The sequence below is a fragment of the Pseudomonas sp. JL27(2026) genome (genome assembly GCF_056933555.1).
Map to the genome: position 1 here is coordinate 1,748,236 of NZ_CM167794.1, position 15,241 is coordinate 1,763,476.

Consider the following 15,241-nt stretch of genomic DNA (forward strand, 5'->3'; position numbering starts at 1 on the left):
TGGTCAAAAGACCGGCGACAGACTGAAAGGGAGATCCACATGGCAAGTCCGATTCTACCGGGCACGGGTTTAGGCTCTGGCCTTGATACCGGTGCTATCGTAAAAGCCCTGGTCAACGCTGACAAAGCGGCCAAGCAAGGTCAGATCGATCGTCAGACCACGGCCAATACCGCGAAAATCTCCGCAATGGGCAGCCTGAAAAGTGCTCTGGCGGGTTTTCAGACGACGATGAAGGGTCTCGGTGATCTGCAAAACCCGCAGTTTCTCGGTTTTGCCGCCAGCTCCAGTGATGCCAAGCAGGTCACGGCGACGGCCAGCGGCGATGCAGTCAACGGCAACTACATGGTCACGGTTCAGAAGTTGGCCACCTCCTCAAAAGTGGCCACGGCTGCGTTCTCGGGCGGAGCGTCAAGTCCGATTGCAGCGGGCACGTTGACCATCACTCAGGGGGGCGTCGATAGCCCGGTCACCATCCCGGATGGTGCGACCCTGCAGTCCGTACGCGATGCGATCAATACCCAGATGTTGGGCAAGGGCGTGACTGCCAACATCGTGACTGACTCCTTTGGCTCCCGTTTGGTGGTGGGTTCGAACACTACGGGTGCAGGCTCTGATATCACGCTCAGCGGTATCGCTGGTCTTGAAATTACGGCGGGTCAGCAGTTAGGGGGTACCCCAACAGCCACCTCGGCGGGGGCTATTGGTGCCTTTGCGCAGGATGCGGAGTTCACGGTTGACGGAATGAAGCTGACCAGCAAAACCAATACTGTGGACAAGGCTATTTCCGGGCTGACGCTCAACCTGCAGGCTGCGACTCCTCCTGGTGGTGCAGCTGTGTCGGTTGTCGTCTCGCCGAACACCGAGGGTTTGAAAAAATCCCTTCAGGCCTTCGTTGATGCTTATAACCAGGTTGTGACCAACGTCACCAGCCTGACCAAGCCTTCGATGGACGACGACGGCAAGCCGACCATTCCAGCGGCGCTGACGGGTGATCCGATAGCGCGAAGCATTCTGGCGGCAATCCGTGAGCCTTTGGTGACCCCGGGTGCCGGTGACAAGCTGACCGTGCTTTCCCAGTTGGGGATTACCACCAACCAGAAAACCGGTGCTCTGGACTTTGACAGCGTCAAGTTTGGCAAGGCGACGAATGCCCAGGCGTTGGGCGGTGAGGTGCAGAAGCTGTTCCTGGGCGACCCTACTGCGACCGGCGAAGCGGCCAAAGGGCTGCTGTCGCGCATGGATGCGGTGATTGTCCCTTACACAGTGACGGGTAAGGAGGGCATCCTTGATTCGCGCTCCAACAACCTGGCCAAGGTCAAGAACGAGCTGGGCAATCAGCAGTTGGCTCTGGATCGTCGTGTCGAGACATTGACGGCGATGCTGACCAAGAAGTACAACGACATGGATACCCTGGTCGGCAAGTTGAAAGCCACTGCGAGCAACATCACCTCGATGTTCGATGCGATGAACGCGCAGAAGAAAGGCTGACACCCCGATAGCGCCAAAAGCCCGGCAGCGTTTTATGACGTTCCGGGCTTTTTGCTTTTGATCTAAAGTTTTTTGACGCCGTGTCGATACACTGGCTATACGAACACTTGAGTTTTGATGAGGTACAACATGAATCCGATGTTAGCCCTTCGGCAGTACCAGAAGATTGGCGCTCAGGCCCAGACTTCCGAAGCCAGCCCCCATCGTCTTGTGCAGATGTTGATGGAAGGTGGTCTGGATCGCATTGCCCAGGCCCGGGGTGCGATGGAGCGCAAGGATATTCCCGGCAGAGGCATCCTGATCGGCAAGGCCATCGGCATTATCGGTGGATTGCGTGAAGGCCTGGATCTGGAAAACTCGGTTGAATCGGTCGGTGAGCTGGATAGCCTCTACACCTACATGATGAAGCGTTTGACCGAAGCTAACCTGAAGGCAGATCCAAAGATTCTCGACGAAGTCGCCGGTTTGCTTCGCACGGTCAAAGATGGCTGGGATGCTATCGCCGCGCCGGGTCCGCAGTTTTAAGGAGAGCACCATGAGTCTTGTATTGCAGCGTATCGAACACACCCGTGAGGCCTTGGTCGGTGCTTTGGCCGAGCGCAACTGGGAAGCTATCGGTCAACTGGACCTGGCTTGCCGTTCCTGCATGGAAGACGTCTTGAGTGAAGCGGCGGTGGACGAAGTGGCCCTGCGTGACAATCTTGAGGAGTTGCTGGCGGTTTATCGGCAGCTATTGGAGGCTGCGACAGGTGAGCGTCAGGCAATAGTCGACGAGATGTCGCAGATCCATCAAGCACAGAGCGCGGCAAAGGTTTACCATCTGTTTGGTTAATCCTCAGTTAATCCAAACGTAGTGCGCCATAAATTTGACTGTGCACGGTTTTTTGACTTAACTAGTGGCTGTTTCAAGATTTCAGGCGTCTATCAGGCACAAGGTGTCTGCAAGCGTCTAGCTTGCCCCCTTATTTCGGGCATTGAGTTGACTAGGGAAGTTGCTATTGCATGTGGCGTGAAACCAAAATTCTGCTGATTGATGACGATAGCGTCCGCCGCCGTGATTTGGCGGTGATTTTAAATTTTCTTGGCGAAGAAAATTTACCTTGCGGTAGCCACGACTGGCAGCAAGCTGTCGGCTCTTTGTCATCAAGTCGCGAGGTCATCTGCGTCCTTATCGGGACCGTAAATGCGCCTGGCGCACTTCCGGGCCTGTTAAAGACACTCTCGACCTGGGATGAGTTCCTTCCGGTTTTGTTAATGGGCGATAATTCTTCCGTTGACCTGCCGGATGACCAGCGCCGCCGGGTGCTTTCGACCCTGGAAATGCCGCCCAGCTACAGCAAATTGCTGGACTCGCTGCACCGCGCCCAGGTCTATCGCGAGATGTATGATCAGGCTCGCGAGCGCGGCCGTCATCGCGAACCCAATCTTTTCCGTAGTCTTGTCGGCACCAGTCGGGCGATTCAGCACGTCCGGCAAATGATGCAGCAAGTCGCCGACACGGACGCCAGTGTGTTGATCCTCGGCGAGTCGGGTACGGGCAAGGAAGTGGTTGCGCGCAATCTGCACTATCACTCCAAGCGCCGTGATGCGCCGTTCGTGCCGGTCAACTGCGGCGCCATTCCGGCCGAGTTGCTCGAAAGCGAGCTGTTTGGGCATGAGAAGGGCGCATTTACCGGGGCAATCACCAGTCGCGCCGGGCGCTTTGAGCTGGCCAATGGCGGCACGCTGTTCCTCGATGAAATCGGCGACATGCCGCTGCCGATGCAGGTCAAGTTGCTGCGGGTATTGCAAGAGCGGACCTTCGAACGCGTGGGGAGTAACAAGACCCAGAGCGTCGATGTGCGAATCATTGCCGCGACCCACAAAAACCTCGAGAGCATGATCGAGGTCGGCAGCTTCCGCGAAGATCTGTACTACCGCCTGAACGTATTTCCGATCGAAATGGCGCCCCTGCGCGAACGCGTCGAAGATATTCCGCTGCTGATGAACGAGCTGATCTCGCGCATGGAGCATGAGAAGCGCGGCTCCATTCGTTTCAACTCGGCAGCGATCATGTCGCTGTGCCGCCACGGCTGGCCGGGCAACGTCCGCGAGCTGGCCAACCTGGTGGAGCGCATGGCGATCATGCACCCGTACGGGGTGATCGGCGTGGTCGAATTGCCGAAGAAATTCCGCTACGTCGACGATGAAGACGAGCAATTGGTCGACAGCCTGCGCAGTGATCTTGAAGAGCGTGTGGCGATCAACGGCCATACGCCGGACTTCACTGCCAATGCGATGCTGCCGCCTGAAGGTCTGGACCTCAAGGACTACCTCGGGGGGCTGGAACAAGGCCTGATTCAGCAGGCGCTGGATGATGCCAATGGCATCGTGGCGCGGGCTGCCGAGCGTCTGCGTATTCGCCGTACCACGCTGGTGGAGAAGATGCGCAAGTACGGTATGAGCCGGCGTGATGGTGACGAACAGGCGGATGATTGACGCCTGTTTTTCAAGCCGCTGATAAATAGGCGGTTTTTTTTTAGGCACGGGTATTGCTACATCTCTTGCTACGGTCCGTTTAACTGACGGTCAGCCACGCGAGAGAGCACGATGCCCCAAGCCGCCCAGATGTCTCCTGTCCCAGACGCCTCGGGGCAAGCCTCGTCCGTAGAGCAGGCCAGTCGGCAAGGTCTTGAGCAGGCTTTTTCCCTGTTTAACCAGATGTCGAGCCAACTGACCGACTCCTATAGCCTGCTTGAAGCGCGCGTCACTGAGCTCAAGGGTGAGCTGGCAGTGGTCAGTGCCCAGCGTATGCAGGAGTTGGCGGAAAAAGAGCGGCTGGCCAATCGGCTGCAAAACCTCCTGGATCTGTTGCCCGGCGGCGTGATCGTCATCGATGCGCTTGGCATTGTGCGTGAAGCCAATCCGGCCGCCTGCGACATGCTCGGCTTGCCCCTTGAGGGTGAGCTGTGGCGTCAGGTGATCGCTCGCAGCTTTGCTCCCCGTGAAGATGACGGTCATGAAATCTCCCTCAAGGATGGCCGGCGCGTGTCTATCGCCACGCGCTCGCTCGATGCCGAGCCGGGGCAGTTGGTGTTGCTCAATGACCTGACTGAAACCCGTCACTTGCAAGATCAGCTCGCGCGTCACGAGCGCTTGTCTTCCCTGGGGCGCATGGTTGCGTCGCTGGCTCATCAGATTCGCACGCCATTGTCCGCTGCCTTGCTGTACGCCAGTCATTTGACTGAGCAGGAGCTGCCGGTTGCGACTCAGCAGCGTTTTGCCGGACGCTTGAAAGAGCGTTTGCATGAGTTGGAGCATCAGGTCCGCGACATGCTGGTCTTTGCTCGCGGCGAGTTGCCCTTGACTGATCGCGTGACGCCCAAGGCCTTGATGCAGTCGCTGCAGTCGGCGGCGTTGACTCATGTTCAAGGTTTGTCGGTGCGCTGGCAGTGCGACAGCCATGACGGTGAGTTGCTGTGCAATCGCGACACGCTGGTGGGGGCTGTGCTGAACCTGGTTGAAAACGCGATTCAGGCCAGCGGCGGTGATGTTCGTCTCAAGGTACATGTCTACGCCCGCGAAAATACGCTGCGTGTGTGCGTCAGCGACAGGGGTGTCGGGATCGACGAGCCTGTGCTCGCACGCTTGGGCGAACCCTTCTTTACCACCAAGACTACGGGCACCGGCCTTGGGCTGACCGTGGTCAAGGCGGTGGCCCGTGCACATCAAGGAGAATTGCGCCTGCGCTCGCGGCCGGGTCGCGGCACCTGTGCGATGGTGGTCCTGCCGTTGTTTTCCAGCGCACAAGGAGTGGAGTGAAGGGCATGGCAATCAAGGTTTTACTGGTCGAGGATGACCGCGCGTTACGCGAAGCGCTGGCCGACACGCTGGTGTTGGCCGGGCATGACTACAAGGCTGTCGGGTCGGCTGAAGAGGCGCTGGATGCTGTTGCCGACGAGGCGTTCAATCTGGTGGTCAGCGACGTGAACATGCCGGGCATGGATGGCCATCAGTTGCTGGGTTTGTTGCGTGTGCGCCAGCCGCAGTTGCCGGTGTTGCTGATGACCGCGCACGGTGCGGTCGAACGTGCGGTCGACGCCATGCGTCAGGGGGCGGCGGATTATCTGGTCAAGCCGTTCGAACCCAAGGCCTTGCTTGATCTGGTGGCGCGCCATGCGCTGGGTTGTCTGGGGGTTGCGGAAGGTGACGGTCCGGTGGCGTTTGAGCCAGCCAGCGCACAGTTGCTGGAGCTGGCAGCGAGAGTGGCGCGCAGTGATTCGACTGTGTTGATCTCTGGTGAATCCGGCACGGGTAAAGAGGTGTTGGCGCGCTACATCCATCAGCATTCTCATCGCGCCAGTCAGCCGTTCATTGCGATCAACTGTGCGGCGATTCCCGACAACATGCTTGAAGCCACTCTGTTTGGTCATGAGAAAGGCTCGTTCACGGGCGCCATCGCTGCTCAGGCCGGCAAATTCGAACAGGCGGATGGCGGGACCATTTTGCTCGACGAAATTTCCGAGATGCCCTTGGGCTTGCAGGCCAAGCTGCTACGAGTGCTGCAGGAGCGTGAGGTGGAGCGCGTCGGCGCGCGCAAGCCGATCACGCTGGATATTCGCGTGGTGGCCACGACTAACCGCGACCTTGCGGGTGAAGTGGCAGCGGGGCGTTTTCGCGAAGATCTCTATTATCGCCTGTCGGTTTTTCCGCTGGCCTGGCGGCCATTGCGCGAGCGTACCGCCGACATCCTGCCGCTGGCCGAGCGTCTACTGGCAAAACACGTCAATAAAATGAAGCATGCGGCCGCCAAATTGTCGGCCCAGGCACAGGCGTGTTTGATCGCTTATCCGTGGCCGGGCAATGTGCGTGAGTTGGACAATGCCATTCAGCGAGCATTGATTCTGCAGCAGGGTGGCTTGATTCAGCCGGAAGATTTTTGCCTGGCGGGGCCGGTGGCCTGTGCGCCTTTGCCGGCGCTGTCATCTATGCCGGTGCGCGCCGTCGAGGTTGAGGGCGAGTCGGCCGGTGCGCTGGGTGATGACCTGCGTCGTCGCGAGTTCCAGATGATTATTGACACGCTGCGCGCCGAGCGCGGTCGGCGCAAGGAAGCGGCCGAGCGGTTGGGCATCAGTCCGCGGACCTTGCGCTACAAGTTGGCGCAGATGCGCGATGCGGGAATGGATGTCGAAGCGTATTTGTTCGCCACCTGAATCGTTCATTGAAAAAGCCCGGGGCGGGCTTTTGTTAGGCGTGGCCATGGAGCTGGCACCCTTGTTGCTACACCTCACTATCCGCCGAGTGAGTGTCAAAAAATTGCGGGTCGTCAGAGAGAATAGACCATGAGCCAAGGTATTGAATTTAATCGATTGATGTTGGACATGCGCTCCATGCAAATGGACGCCATGGCCCAGCCTAAATCGGCTGTCGCGGTCCCGGAGATGGGCGGCAGCAGCTTTTCCGACATGCTCGGTCAGGCCGTCAATAAAGTGAACGACACCCAGCAGGCATCCACTCAGTTGGCCAGTGCCTTCGAGATCGGCAAAAGCGGCGTCGACCTGACGGACGTGATGATTTCCTCACAGAAGGCCAGCGTGTCTTTTCAGGCGTTGACCCAAGTACGCAACAAATTGGTTCAGGCATACCAAGACATCATGCAGATGCCGGTTTAAGGACGAGATTGAGTCATGGCAGAAGCAGTCGCCGATAACGTTCCGGCCAAGGTCACCCCCGTAGACGGCAAACCGCCGCTATTTGGTCTGTCCTTCCTGGAAAACCTCTCCGAAATGACCGTGCTGCGTCAGGTAGGCCTTTTGGTCGGCCTGGCTGCGAGCGTGGCGATTGGATTTGCCGTCGTGTTGTGGTCGCAGCAACCCGATTATCGGCCACTGTACGGCAGCCTTGCCGGCATGGACGCCAAGCAGGTCATGGATACCCTGGCTGGCGCCGACATTCCCTATACCGTAGAACCCAATTCTGGCGCCTTGCTGGTCAAGGCCGATGATCTGTCGCGTGCGCGGCTCAAGCTTGCCGCTGCCGGTGTCACTCCCAGCGACGGCAACATCGGTTTTGAGATTCTCGACAAGGACCAGGGCCTGGGCACCAGTCAGTTCATGGAGGCGACCCGTTACCGTCGTGGCCTTGAAGGTGAACTGGCGCGGACCATTTCCAGCCTGAACAACGTCAAGGGTGCGCGTGTGCACCTGGCGATTCCGAAAAGTTCGGTGTTCGTTCGTGATGAACGCAAACCCAGTGCTTCGGTTCTGGTCGAGTTGTACTCCGGTCGTTCTCTGGAGCCGGGCCAGGTCGTCGCCATCGTCAATCTGGTGGCCACCAGCGTTCCGGAACTGAGCAAGTCGCAAATCACCGTGGTCGACCAGAAGGGCAACCTGCTCTCCGATCAGGCGGAACACTCTGAACTGACCATGGCCGGCAAGCAATTCGATTACAGCCGCCGCATGGAAAGCATGCTCACCCAGCGTGTGCACAATATCCTGCAACCGGTACTGGGTAATGATCGCTACAAGGCCGAAGTGTCGGCCGACGTCGATTTCAGTGCCGTCGAATCCACTTCCGAGCAGTTCAACCCGGATCAGCCGGCGTTGCGCAGCGAGCAGTCGGTCAATGAACAGCGTACCGCCAGTAATGGCCCGCAAGGCGTGCCGGGTGCCCTGAGCAACCAGCCGCCATCGCCTGCCTCCGCACCGCAAACCACGGGTGGCGCGACAGCGTCGGCCGGCATGGTGCAGCCGGGTCAGCCGTTGCTTGATGCCAATGGTCAGCAAATCATGGACCCGGCCACCGGCCAGCCTATGCTTGCACCGTACCCGGCAGACAAGCGTCAACAATCCACCAAGAACTTCGAGCTTGATCGCTCCATCAGTCATACCAAACAGCAGCAGGGGCGTTTGAATCGCCTGTCGGTTGCGGTTGTGGTCGATGATCAGGTCAAGGTCAACGCCGCCAACGGTGAAACCACCCGTGCACCGTGGAGCGCCGACGAATTGGCGCGCTTCACGCGTCTGGTGCAGGATGCGGTCGGCTTCGACGCCAGCCGTGGTGACAGCGTCAGTGTGATCAACGTGCCGTTCTCGGCGGATCGCGGTGAAGTGATTGCCGACATCCCGTTCTACTCTCAGCCATGGTTCTGGGATGTAGTGAAGCAAGTGCTGGGTGTGTTGTTCATTCTGGTGCTGGTGTTCGGTGTGCTGCGTCCGGTGCTCAACAACATCACCGGTGGCGGCAAGGACAAGCAGTTGGCGGGTCTGGGCAACGACATGGAGCTTGGCGGCATGGGCAGCCTGGATGGCGACTTGTCGAATGACCGTGTCAGCCTCGGTGGTCCGCAAAGCATTCTGCTGCCTAGCCCGAGCGAAGGCTATGACGCACAATTGAACGCCATCAAGAGTCTGGTAGCAGAAGACCCGGGCCGAGTGGCTCAGGTCGTGAAAGAGTGGATTAACGCAGATGACTGATAACCGAGCCGTTGTTGCGAAACTCACCCGGGTCGACAAGGCCGCGATTCTGCTGCTGTCCCTGGGGTCTACCGACGCCGCGCAGGTGCTGCGCCACATGGGCCCCAAAGAGGTTCAGCGTGTGGGCGTGGCCATGGCTCAAATGGGCAATGTGCACCGCGAGCAGGTCGAGCAGGTGATGAGCGAGTTCGTCGATATCGTCGGCGATCAGACCAGCCTGGGCGTCGGTTCCGATGACTATGTCCGTAAAATGCTGACCCAGGCATTGGGCGAAGACAAGGCCAACGGCCTGATCGACCGCATCCTGCTGGGTGGTAACACCAGTGGGCTGGACAGCCTGAAATGGATGGAGCCGCGCGCTGTCGCGGACGTGATCCGTTACGAGCACCCGCAGATTCAAGCGATTGTCGTGGCGTACCTGGACCCGGATCAGGCCGGCGAAGTGCTCGGCAACTTCGACCACAAAGTGCGCCTGGACATCATCTTGCGGGTTTCCTCGCTGAACACCGTTCAGCCTGCGGCCCTGAAAGAACTCAACCAGATTCTCGAGAAGCAGTTCTCCGGCAACTCGAATGCCTCGCGCACTACCTTGGGTGGTATCAAGCGCGCTGCCGATATCATGAACTTCCTCGACAGCTCGATCGAAGGTCAGTTGATGGATTCGATTCGCGAAGTCGACGAAGACCTGTCCGGTCAGATCGAAGACCTCATGTTCGTCTTCAACAACCTGTCCGATGTCGATGATCGCGGGATTCAGGCGCTGTTGCGCGAAGTGTCTTCGGACGTTCTGGTTCTGGCCCTCAAGGGGTCCGACGAAGGCGTCAAAGAAAAGATCTTCAAGAACATGTCCAAACGAGCGGCCGAACTGTTGCGCGACGACCTCGAGGCCAAGGGCCCGGTGCGCGTCAGCGACGTGGAAACCGCGCAGAAAGAAATCCTCACCATTGCCCGCCGTATGGCCGAAGCCGGAGAAATCGTTCTCGGCGGGAAGGGCGGCGAAGAGATGATTTGAGGTCATGCTCACGGTGAATGACGCACCTGCCTTCGACCCGTTGGGTCGGGGGCAGCGGGTGTACCCGTTTGCATTGCAGGACTTGGCAGGGAAGCACTCATTCCCTGCATCCCGCGCCGTATCAAGCGCGACCCCAAACTCCAACTCGCGTCACCTATGAGCATGACCTCTATGTCGTCCAAGAATGATGAGCTGCCTACCGACCTGATCCGTGCCAAGGACGTCGGTGGTTTTGACATCTGGTCGTTGCCCAGTTTCGACCCGCATGTACCCGAGCCGGAACCTGAGCCGGAACCCGAGCCACCAGAGATGGAGGAAGTGCCGCTGGAAGAAGTCCAGCCACTGACCCTCGAAGAGCTCGAGAGCATTCGCCAGGAAGCGTATAACGAAGGCTTTGCCACCGGCGAAAAAGAAGGCTTTCACAGCACCACGCTCAAGGTTCGCCAGGAAGCCGAAGTGGCTCTGGCCGCGAAAATCGCCAACCTTGAACAACTGATGGGGCATCTTTTCGAGCCGATTGCCGAGCAGGACACGCAGATCGAAAAGTCGCTGGTCGGGCTGGTCCGGCACATAGCCAAACAAGTGATTCAGCGCGAACTGGCCATCGACTCGAGCCAGATCGAACACGTCATGCGTGAGGCGCTCAAGCTGTTGCCGCTGGGTGTCGGGAATGTGCGTCTGTACATCAATCCGCAGGATTTCGAGCAGGTCAAAGCCCTGCGCGAGCGCCATGAAGAAACCTGGCGCATCGTTGAAGACGAGGCGCTGTTACCGGGCGGCTGCCGGGTTGAAACCGATCATAGCCGTATCGATGCAACCATCGAGACGCGCATCAGCCAGATCATGGCCAAGCTATTCGATCAGTTGCACGATCAGGCATTGCACCCGGCACCGGCTGATTTGAGCCTTGATCTGCCGGATGCTGAAGCGCCGCCGATGGCTCAAGCGCCAGTGGACATCGCCGATGCGCCTTGAACGCACAAGTTTCGGCAAGCGCCTGAGCACTTACGCCGAGGCTACTGAATTGCCCGGTCAGCCGATTCTTGAAGGCCGGCTGTTGCGCATGGTCGGCCTCACGCTTGAAGCTGAAGGGCTGCGCGCTGCCATGGGCAGCCGCTGCATGGTCATCAACGACGACAGTTACCACCCGGTACAGGTTGAAGCTGAGGTCATGGGGTTTGCCGGCAGCAAGGTCTTCCTGATGCCGGTTGGCAGCGTCGCCGGTATTGCGCCGGGCGCGCGCGTGGTGCCGTTGGCCGATACCGGCCGCTTGCCAATGGGCATGAGCATGTTGGGACGGGTGCTCGATGGCGCCGGTCGCGCACTGGACGGCAAAGGCGGGATGAAGGCCGAAGACTGGGTGCCGATGGACGGTCCCACCATCAACCCGCTCAAGCGTGACCCGATCAGCCAGCCGTTGGACGTGGGCATTCGCAGCATCAACGGTTTGTTGACGGTCGGTCGCGGTCAGCGGCTCGGGCTGTTCGCCGGTACGGGCGTCGGTAAAAGTGTGCTGCTGGGCATGATGACCCGGTTTACCGAGGCCGACATTATCGTGGTCGGGTTGATCGGTGAGCGGGGCCGTGAGGTTAAGGAATTCATCGAGCATATTCTCGGTGAAGAAGGGCTCAAGCGTTCGGTGGTGGTCGCATCCCCGGCGGACGATGCGCCGCTGATGCGGTTGCGGGCCGCGATGTACTGCACGCGGATCGCCGAGTATTTCCGCGACAAGGGCAAGAACGTCCTGCTACTGATGGATTCGCTGACCCGTTTCGCCCAGGCCCAGCGGGAAATCGCACTGGCCATTGGTGAGCCGCCGGCGACCAAGGGTTATCCGCCCTCGGTGTTCGCCAAACTGCCGAAACTGGTGGAGCGTGCCGGTAATGCAGAGGCGGGCGGTGGTTCGATTACTGCGTTTTATACCGTGCTGTCCGAAGGCGACGACCAGCAGGACCCGATCGCGGACGCGGCGCGAGGCGTGCTCGACGGGCACATTGTGCTTTCGCGGCGTCTGGCTGAAGAAGGGCACTATCCGGCAATCGATATTGAAGCCTCGATCAGCCGGGTCATGCCGTCGGTAGTGACGCCGGAGCACATGAAGCGTGCGCAGTTCTTCAAGCAGCTCTGGTCGCGTTATCAGCAAAGTCGCGACCTCATCAGCGTGGGGGCCTATGTCGCGGGCGGTGATCGGGAGACCGACACGGCCATTTCCCTGCAGCCATCGATGCTGGTTTATCTGCGCCAGGGCCTGAATGACAACATCAGCCTGGGGGAAAGCCAGGCTCATCTCGAGTCGGTCTTCGCTCCTGTGGCAGGCGGCTAAGCGGATATGGCCCAGTCACGTGCTACGCGTCTGGCTCCGGTGGTGGACATGGCCGAAAAGGCCGAGAAAACCGCCGTGCAGCGTCTCGGGTACTTTCAGGGGCAGGTCCGCCTGGCGGAAAGCAAGCTCGGGGACCTTGAGGGGTTTCGGCTTGAATACCTGGAGCGATGGGTCGAGCGAGGTCGCAATGGCGTCTCGGGAGAATGGTTGCTGGGGTATCAGGGGTTTCTCGCTCAACTGGGTACGGCCGTTGATCAGCAGCGTCAAAGCCTGGCCTGGCACCAGAACAACCTCGATCAGGCGCGGGAGGCCTGGCAGCAGGCGTTCGCCAGGGTTGAAGGCTTGCGCAAGCTGGTTCAGCGCTACATTGACGAGGCGCGCCAGCTCGAAGACAAGCGTGAGCAGAAGTTGCTCGATGAGCTTTCCCAGCGTCTTCCCCGCCAGAATCCTTTTTAAGTAGAGCGTTTGTCTGGTGCGGGTTGCCCATGTTCATGCGGGGTGCTAAACCTTGTAGACGTTGCCAATGACAAGGAAGCCCTAACATGTCAGTCGTTACTGAAGTCTCGCCGGACGGGCAAAAGCTGACGATCTCGGTCAAGGGCCGGTTCGATTTCGCCAAGCATCAGGAATTTCGCGAATCCTACGAGCGCAGCGATGGCCAGATGCCAAACTCGGTGGTGGTTGACCTTAAAGACGCTACTTATCTCGACAGCTCGGCGCTGGGCATGTTGCTGCTGCTACGTGACCATGCTGGCGGAGACAATTCCGACATTCGAGTGGTCAACAGCAGCTCGGACGTGAAAAAAATCCTCGCCATCTCCAATTTCGACAAGCTTTTCGACATCAGTTGATCGCCATGGCGCCGCTTATGGAGCCACTGACGGTGTTGATTGCCGAGGACAGTGCCGCGGATCGGCTGCTGCTCTCCAGTATTGTCCGTCGGCAGGGGCATCAGGTGCTGACGGCGGCCAATGGTGCCGAGGCGGTCGAGGTGTATCGGCAGCAGCGACCGCAACTGGTCTTGATGGACGCGATGATGCCGGTCATGGACGGCTTCGAGGCGGTTCGGCAAATCAAACAGTTGGCCGGGGAAACCCTGGTGCCGATCATCTTTCTCACCTCGCTGACTGAAAGTGAAGCGTTGGCGCGTTGCCTGGAGGCGGGCGGTGACGACTTTCTGGCGAAACCCTATAACCAGGTGATCCTTTCCGCCAAGATCAAGGCGATGGATCGTTTGCGTCGCTTGCAGGCAACCGTGCTTGAGCAGCGCGACCAGATCGCCCGGCACCACGATTACCTGCTCAACGAGCAGCGCGTGGCCAAGGCAGTGTTCGACAAGGTGGCGCACTCCGGCTGCCTCAGTGCACCGAATATCCGTTACCTGCAATCGCCTTATGCGCTATTTAATGGCGATCTCTTGCTGGCTGCCTTCACGCCGGCCGGCGACATGCATGTGCTGCTCGGCGACTTTACCGGTCATGGTCTGCCTGCTGCGGTCGGTGCCATGCCGCTGGCGGAGGTTTTCTATGGGATGACCGCCAAGGGCTTCGGTCTGGCGGAAATCCTGCGGGAGATGAACGCCAAGCTAAAACGCATTCTGCCGGTGGACATGTTCTGTTGCGCGACCCTGTTGTCGCTGAGCTTTCAGCGCCGTTCGGTGGAAGTCTGGAATGGCGGGATGCCTGATGGCTACCTGCACGACCTGGCCAGTGGCGAGCGCCTGCCATTGCCGGCACGGCACCTGCCGTTGGGGGTATTGAGCCCCGAAACTTTCGATGACCGCACGGAAGTTTATCCAATGGCCGTGGGTGACCGGGTATTCCTGCTTTCCGATGGGGTGATTGATACCTGCGATGCCAGCGAGCAGCTGTTTGGGATCGAGCGGCTAGAGCGGGTGTTTGCCACCAATCGTCAACCTGATCTGCTGTTCGAAGAAATCGAGCAGGCACTGCGAGACTTTCGCGGTGAGGCTCGTGACGATGTCAGCATGGTCGAAGTCAGTCTGTTGCAGGCCGCGCAGCTCAGTCCTCCGGCGATGGTGTATTCCGACAGTGGGCAGTCCTGCCCGCTGGACTGGTCGGTCAATTTCGAGTTTCGCGCCGCGACGCTCAAGCGTTTCAATCCATTGCCCTATCTGTTGCAGTTGTTGCTGGAGGTGCATGGTCTGCGCACGCAAAGCGGTGCCCTTTATGGGGTGCTGGCAGAGCTCTACTCCAATGCGCTGGAGCATGGCGTACTCGGGCTGGAGTCGAGCATCAAGCGCGATGCGTCAGGCTTCGCCCGTTACTATCAGCAACGCAGTGAGCGTCTGGAGGCGCTTGAGGACGGCTACGTCAGGGTTCAATTACGAGTGACGCCGCAAGGGGCGGGCGGGCGTCTGGAGATCCAGGTTGAAGACAGTGGGGCGGGTTTCGATGTGCAGCGGGTCATGGCTCGGCCTGTCGATGGCGACCGACTGTCGGGGCGTGGTGTCAGTCTGATCCGCCAGTTGAGTCGCAGTGCGAGCTGGTCTGACGATGGTCGCAGTGCTCGCGTGGAGTTTTTCTGGGAGGCTCTGGCATAATTCCCGAATTCTTGATCAAGGAGCGAGCAAGTGACTGACATTCATCTGGACCCTGAAGTACTGAGTGCGCTGCAGGAGGTGATGGAGGATGAGTACCCCACCCTGTTGGACACTTTCCTGCATGACTGCGAAGAGCGCTTGAGTTGCCTGCACACGACCGATGACCCGCAGCAACTCGTCAGCACGGCTCACAGCTTCAAGGGCAGTAGCAGCAACATGGGAGCCAGGCGGCTGGCTGAGCTGTGCAACGAGCTTGAGCAGCGTGCCAAGGCTTCGCCGCCCATGGGGATCGAGCAACTGGTGGAAGAAATCGAGGGTGAATTCACCATCGTCCGGCGTCTTTACAGCGAAGAGCGCCAACGCTTTCATTGCTGATTTTTCAAGGGTGGGCGGATCTGGCT

At 59.2% G+C, this 15,241-nt stretch carries 15 protein-coding genes; all 15 read left to right on the plus strand.

The window, feature by feature from the left end; translation table 11 throughout:
* The first annotated feature begins 39 nt into the window (after window positions 1–39).
* The gene (fliD, locus tag AC1Z1G_RS07835) at window positions 40–1,488 is read left to right on the plus strand and encodes a flagellar filament capping protein FliD (RefSeq protein WP_483626206.1); all 1,449 of its coding nucleotides are present in this window, start codon (window positions 40–42) and stop codon (window positions 1,486–1,488) included.
* Between the two features lie 129 nt (window positions 1,489–1,617).
* Complete coding sequence (fliS, locus tag AC1Z1G_RS07840; protein ID WP_483626208.1) at window positions 1,618–2,013, plus strand: flagellar export chaperone FliS; 396 nt, start codon at window positions 1,618–1,620, stop codon at window positions 2,011–2,013.
* Between the two features lie 10 nt (window positions 2,014–2,023).
* Window positions 2,024–2,320, plus strand: a complete 297-nt coding sequence (gene fliT / locus AC1Z1G_RS07845; protein ID WP_347904754.1) for a flagellar protein FliT — start codon at window positions 2,024–2,026, stop codon at window positions 2,318–2,320.
* Window positions 2,321–2,490: 170 nt separating this feature from the next.
* Entirely contained in the window at window positions 2,491–3,966 is a 1,476-nt protein-coding gene (locus AC1Z1G_RS07850; protein ID WP_347904755.1) for a sigma-54 dependent transcriptional regulator, read from the plus strand.
* A gap of 129 nt (window positions 3,967–4,095) precedes the next feature.
* A complete protein-coding gene (locus AC1Z1G_RS07855; protein ID WP_483627782.1) occupies window positions 4,096–5,289 on the plus strand; it encodes a sensor histidine kinase in 1,194 nt (397 codons plus the stop codon).
* A 5-nt stretch (window positions 5,290–5,294) separates the two neighbouring features.
* Window positions 5,295–6,680 carry a sigma-54-dependent transcriptional regulator gene (locus AC1Z1G_RS07860; protein WP_483626210.1) on the plus strand — a complete coding sequence of 462 codons (1,386 nt, stop codon included), beginning with the start codon at window positions 5,295–5,297 and terminating at the stop codon, window positions 6,678–6,680.
* Between the two features lie 129 nt (window positions 6,681–6,809).
* Entirely contained in the window at window positions 6,810–7,139 is a 330-nt protein-coding gene (fliE, locus tag AC1Z1G_RS07865) for a flagellar hook-basal body complex protein FliE (RefSeq protein WP_347904760.1), read from the plus strand.
* 15 nt (window positions 7,140–7,154) lie between these two features.
* Window positions 7,155–8,942 (plus strand): flagellar basal-body MS-ring/collar protein FliF, encoded by a 1,788-nt coding sequence (fliF, locus tag AC1Z1G_RS07870; protein ID WP_483626212.1) that lies wholly within the window; start codon window positions 7,155–7,157, stop codon window positions 8,940–8,942.
* Entirely contained in the window at window positions 8,935–9,954 is a 1,020-nt protein-coding gene (gene fliG / locus AC1Z1G_RS07875; RefSeq protein WP_347904764.1) for a flagellar motor switch protein FliG, read from the plus strand. Before fliF ends, fliG begins: the two co-directional genes overlap by 8 nt.
* A gap of 171 nt (window positions 9,955–10,125) precedes the next feature.
* Entirely contained in the window at window positions 10,126–10,929 is an 804-nt protein-coding gene (gene fliH / locus AC1Z1G_RS07880; protein WP_483626213.1) for a flagellar assembly protein FliH, read from the plus strand.
* Complete coding sequence (gene fliI / locus AC1Z1G_RS07885; RefSeq protein WP_483626215.1) at window positions 10,919–12,277, plus strand: flagellar protein export ATPase FliI; 1,359 nt, start codon at window positions 10,919–10,921, stop codon at window positions 12,275–12,277. The genes fliH and fliI overlap by 11 nt, the downstream gene beginning before the upstream one ends.
* Before the next feature lie 6 nt (window positions 12,278–12,283).
* The gene (gene fliJ, locus AC1Z1G_RS07890) at window positions 12,284–12,733 is read left to right on the plus strand and encodes a flagellar export protein FliJ (RefSeq protein ID WP_483626217.1); all 450 of its coding nucleotides are present in this window, start codon (window positions 12,284–12,286) and stop codon (window positions 12,731–12,733) included.
* Between the two features lie 86 nt (window positions 12,734–12,819).
* Entirely contained in the window at window positions 12,820–13,128 is a 309-nt protein-coding gene (locus tag AC1Z1G_RS07895; RefSeq protein ID WP_483626219.1) for an STAS domain-containing protein, read from the plus strand.
* 5 nt (window positions 13,129–13,133) lie between these two features.
* Window positions 13,134–14,840 (plus strand): ATP-binding SpoIIE family protein phosphatase, encoded by a 1,707-nt coding sequence (locus tag AC1Z1G_RS07900; protein ID WP_483626221.1) that lies wholly within the window; start codon window positions 13,134–13,136, stop codon window positions 14,838–14,840.
* 30 nt (window positions 14,841–14,870) lie between these two features.
* Window positions 14,871–15,215 (plus strand): Hpt domain-containing protein, encoded by a 345-nt coding sequence (locus tag AC1Z1G_RS07905; protein WP_483626222.1) that lies wholly within the window; start codon window positions 14,871–14,873, stop codon window positions 15,213–15,215.
* The last annotated feature ends 26 nt before the right edge of the window (window positions 15,216–15,241 follow it).

Coding starts and splice junctions, on each gene's coding strand:
- fliD (WP_483626206.1), top strand. CDS start 40: ATGGCAAGTCCGATTCTACCGGGCACGGGTTTAGGCTCTGGCCTTGAT.
- fliS (WP_483626208.1), top strand. CDS start 1,618: ATGAATCCGATGTTAGCCCTTCGGCAGTACCAGAAGATTGGCGCTCAG.
- fliT (WP_347904754.1), top strand. CDS start 2,024: ATGAGTCTTGTATTGCAGCGTATCGAACACACCCGTGAGGCCTTGGTC.
- AC1Z1G_RS07850 (WP_347904755.1), top strand. CDS start 2,491: ATGTGGCGTGAAACCAAAATTCTGCTGATTGATGACGATAGCGTCCGC.
- AC1Z1G_RS07855 (WP_483627782.1), top strand. CDS start 4,096: ATGTCTCCTGTCCCAGACGCCTCGGGGCAAGCCTCGTCCGTAGAGCAG.
- AC1Z1G_RS07860 (WP_483626210.1), top strand. CDS start 5,295: ATGGCAATCAAGGTTTTACTGGTCGAGGATGACCGCGCGTTACGCGAA.
- fliE (WP_347904760.1), top strand. CDS start 6,810: ATGAGCCAAGGTATTGAATTTAATCGATTGATGTTGGACATGCGCTCC.
- fliF (WP_483626212.1), top strand. CDS start 7,155: ATGGCAGAAGCAGTCGCCGATAACGTTCCGGCCAAGGTCACCCCCGTA.
- fliG (WP_347904764.1), top strand. CDS start 8,935: ATGACTGATAACCGAGCCGTTGTTGCGAAACTCACCCGGGTCGACAAG.
- fliH (WP_483626213.1), top strand. CDS start 10,126: ATGTCGTCCAAGAATGATGAGCTGCCTACCGACCTGATCCGTGCCAAG.
- fliI (WP_483626215.1), top strand. CDS start 10,919: ATGCGCCTTGAACGCACAAGTTTCGGCAAGCGCCTGAGCACTTACGCC.
- fliJ (WP_483626217.1), top strand. CDS start 12,284: ATGGCCCAGTCACGTGCTACGCGTCTGGCTCCGGTGGTGGACATGGCC.
- AC1Z1G_RS07895 (WP_483626219.1), top strand. CDS start 12,820: ATGTCAGTCGTTACTGAAGTCTCGCCGGACGGGCAAAAGCTGACGATC.
- AC1Z1G_RS07900 (WP_483626221.1), top strand. CDS start 13,134: ATGGCGCCGCTTATGGAGCCACTGACGGTGTTGATTGCCGAGGACAGT.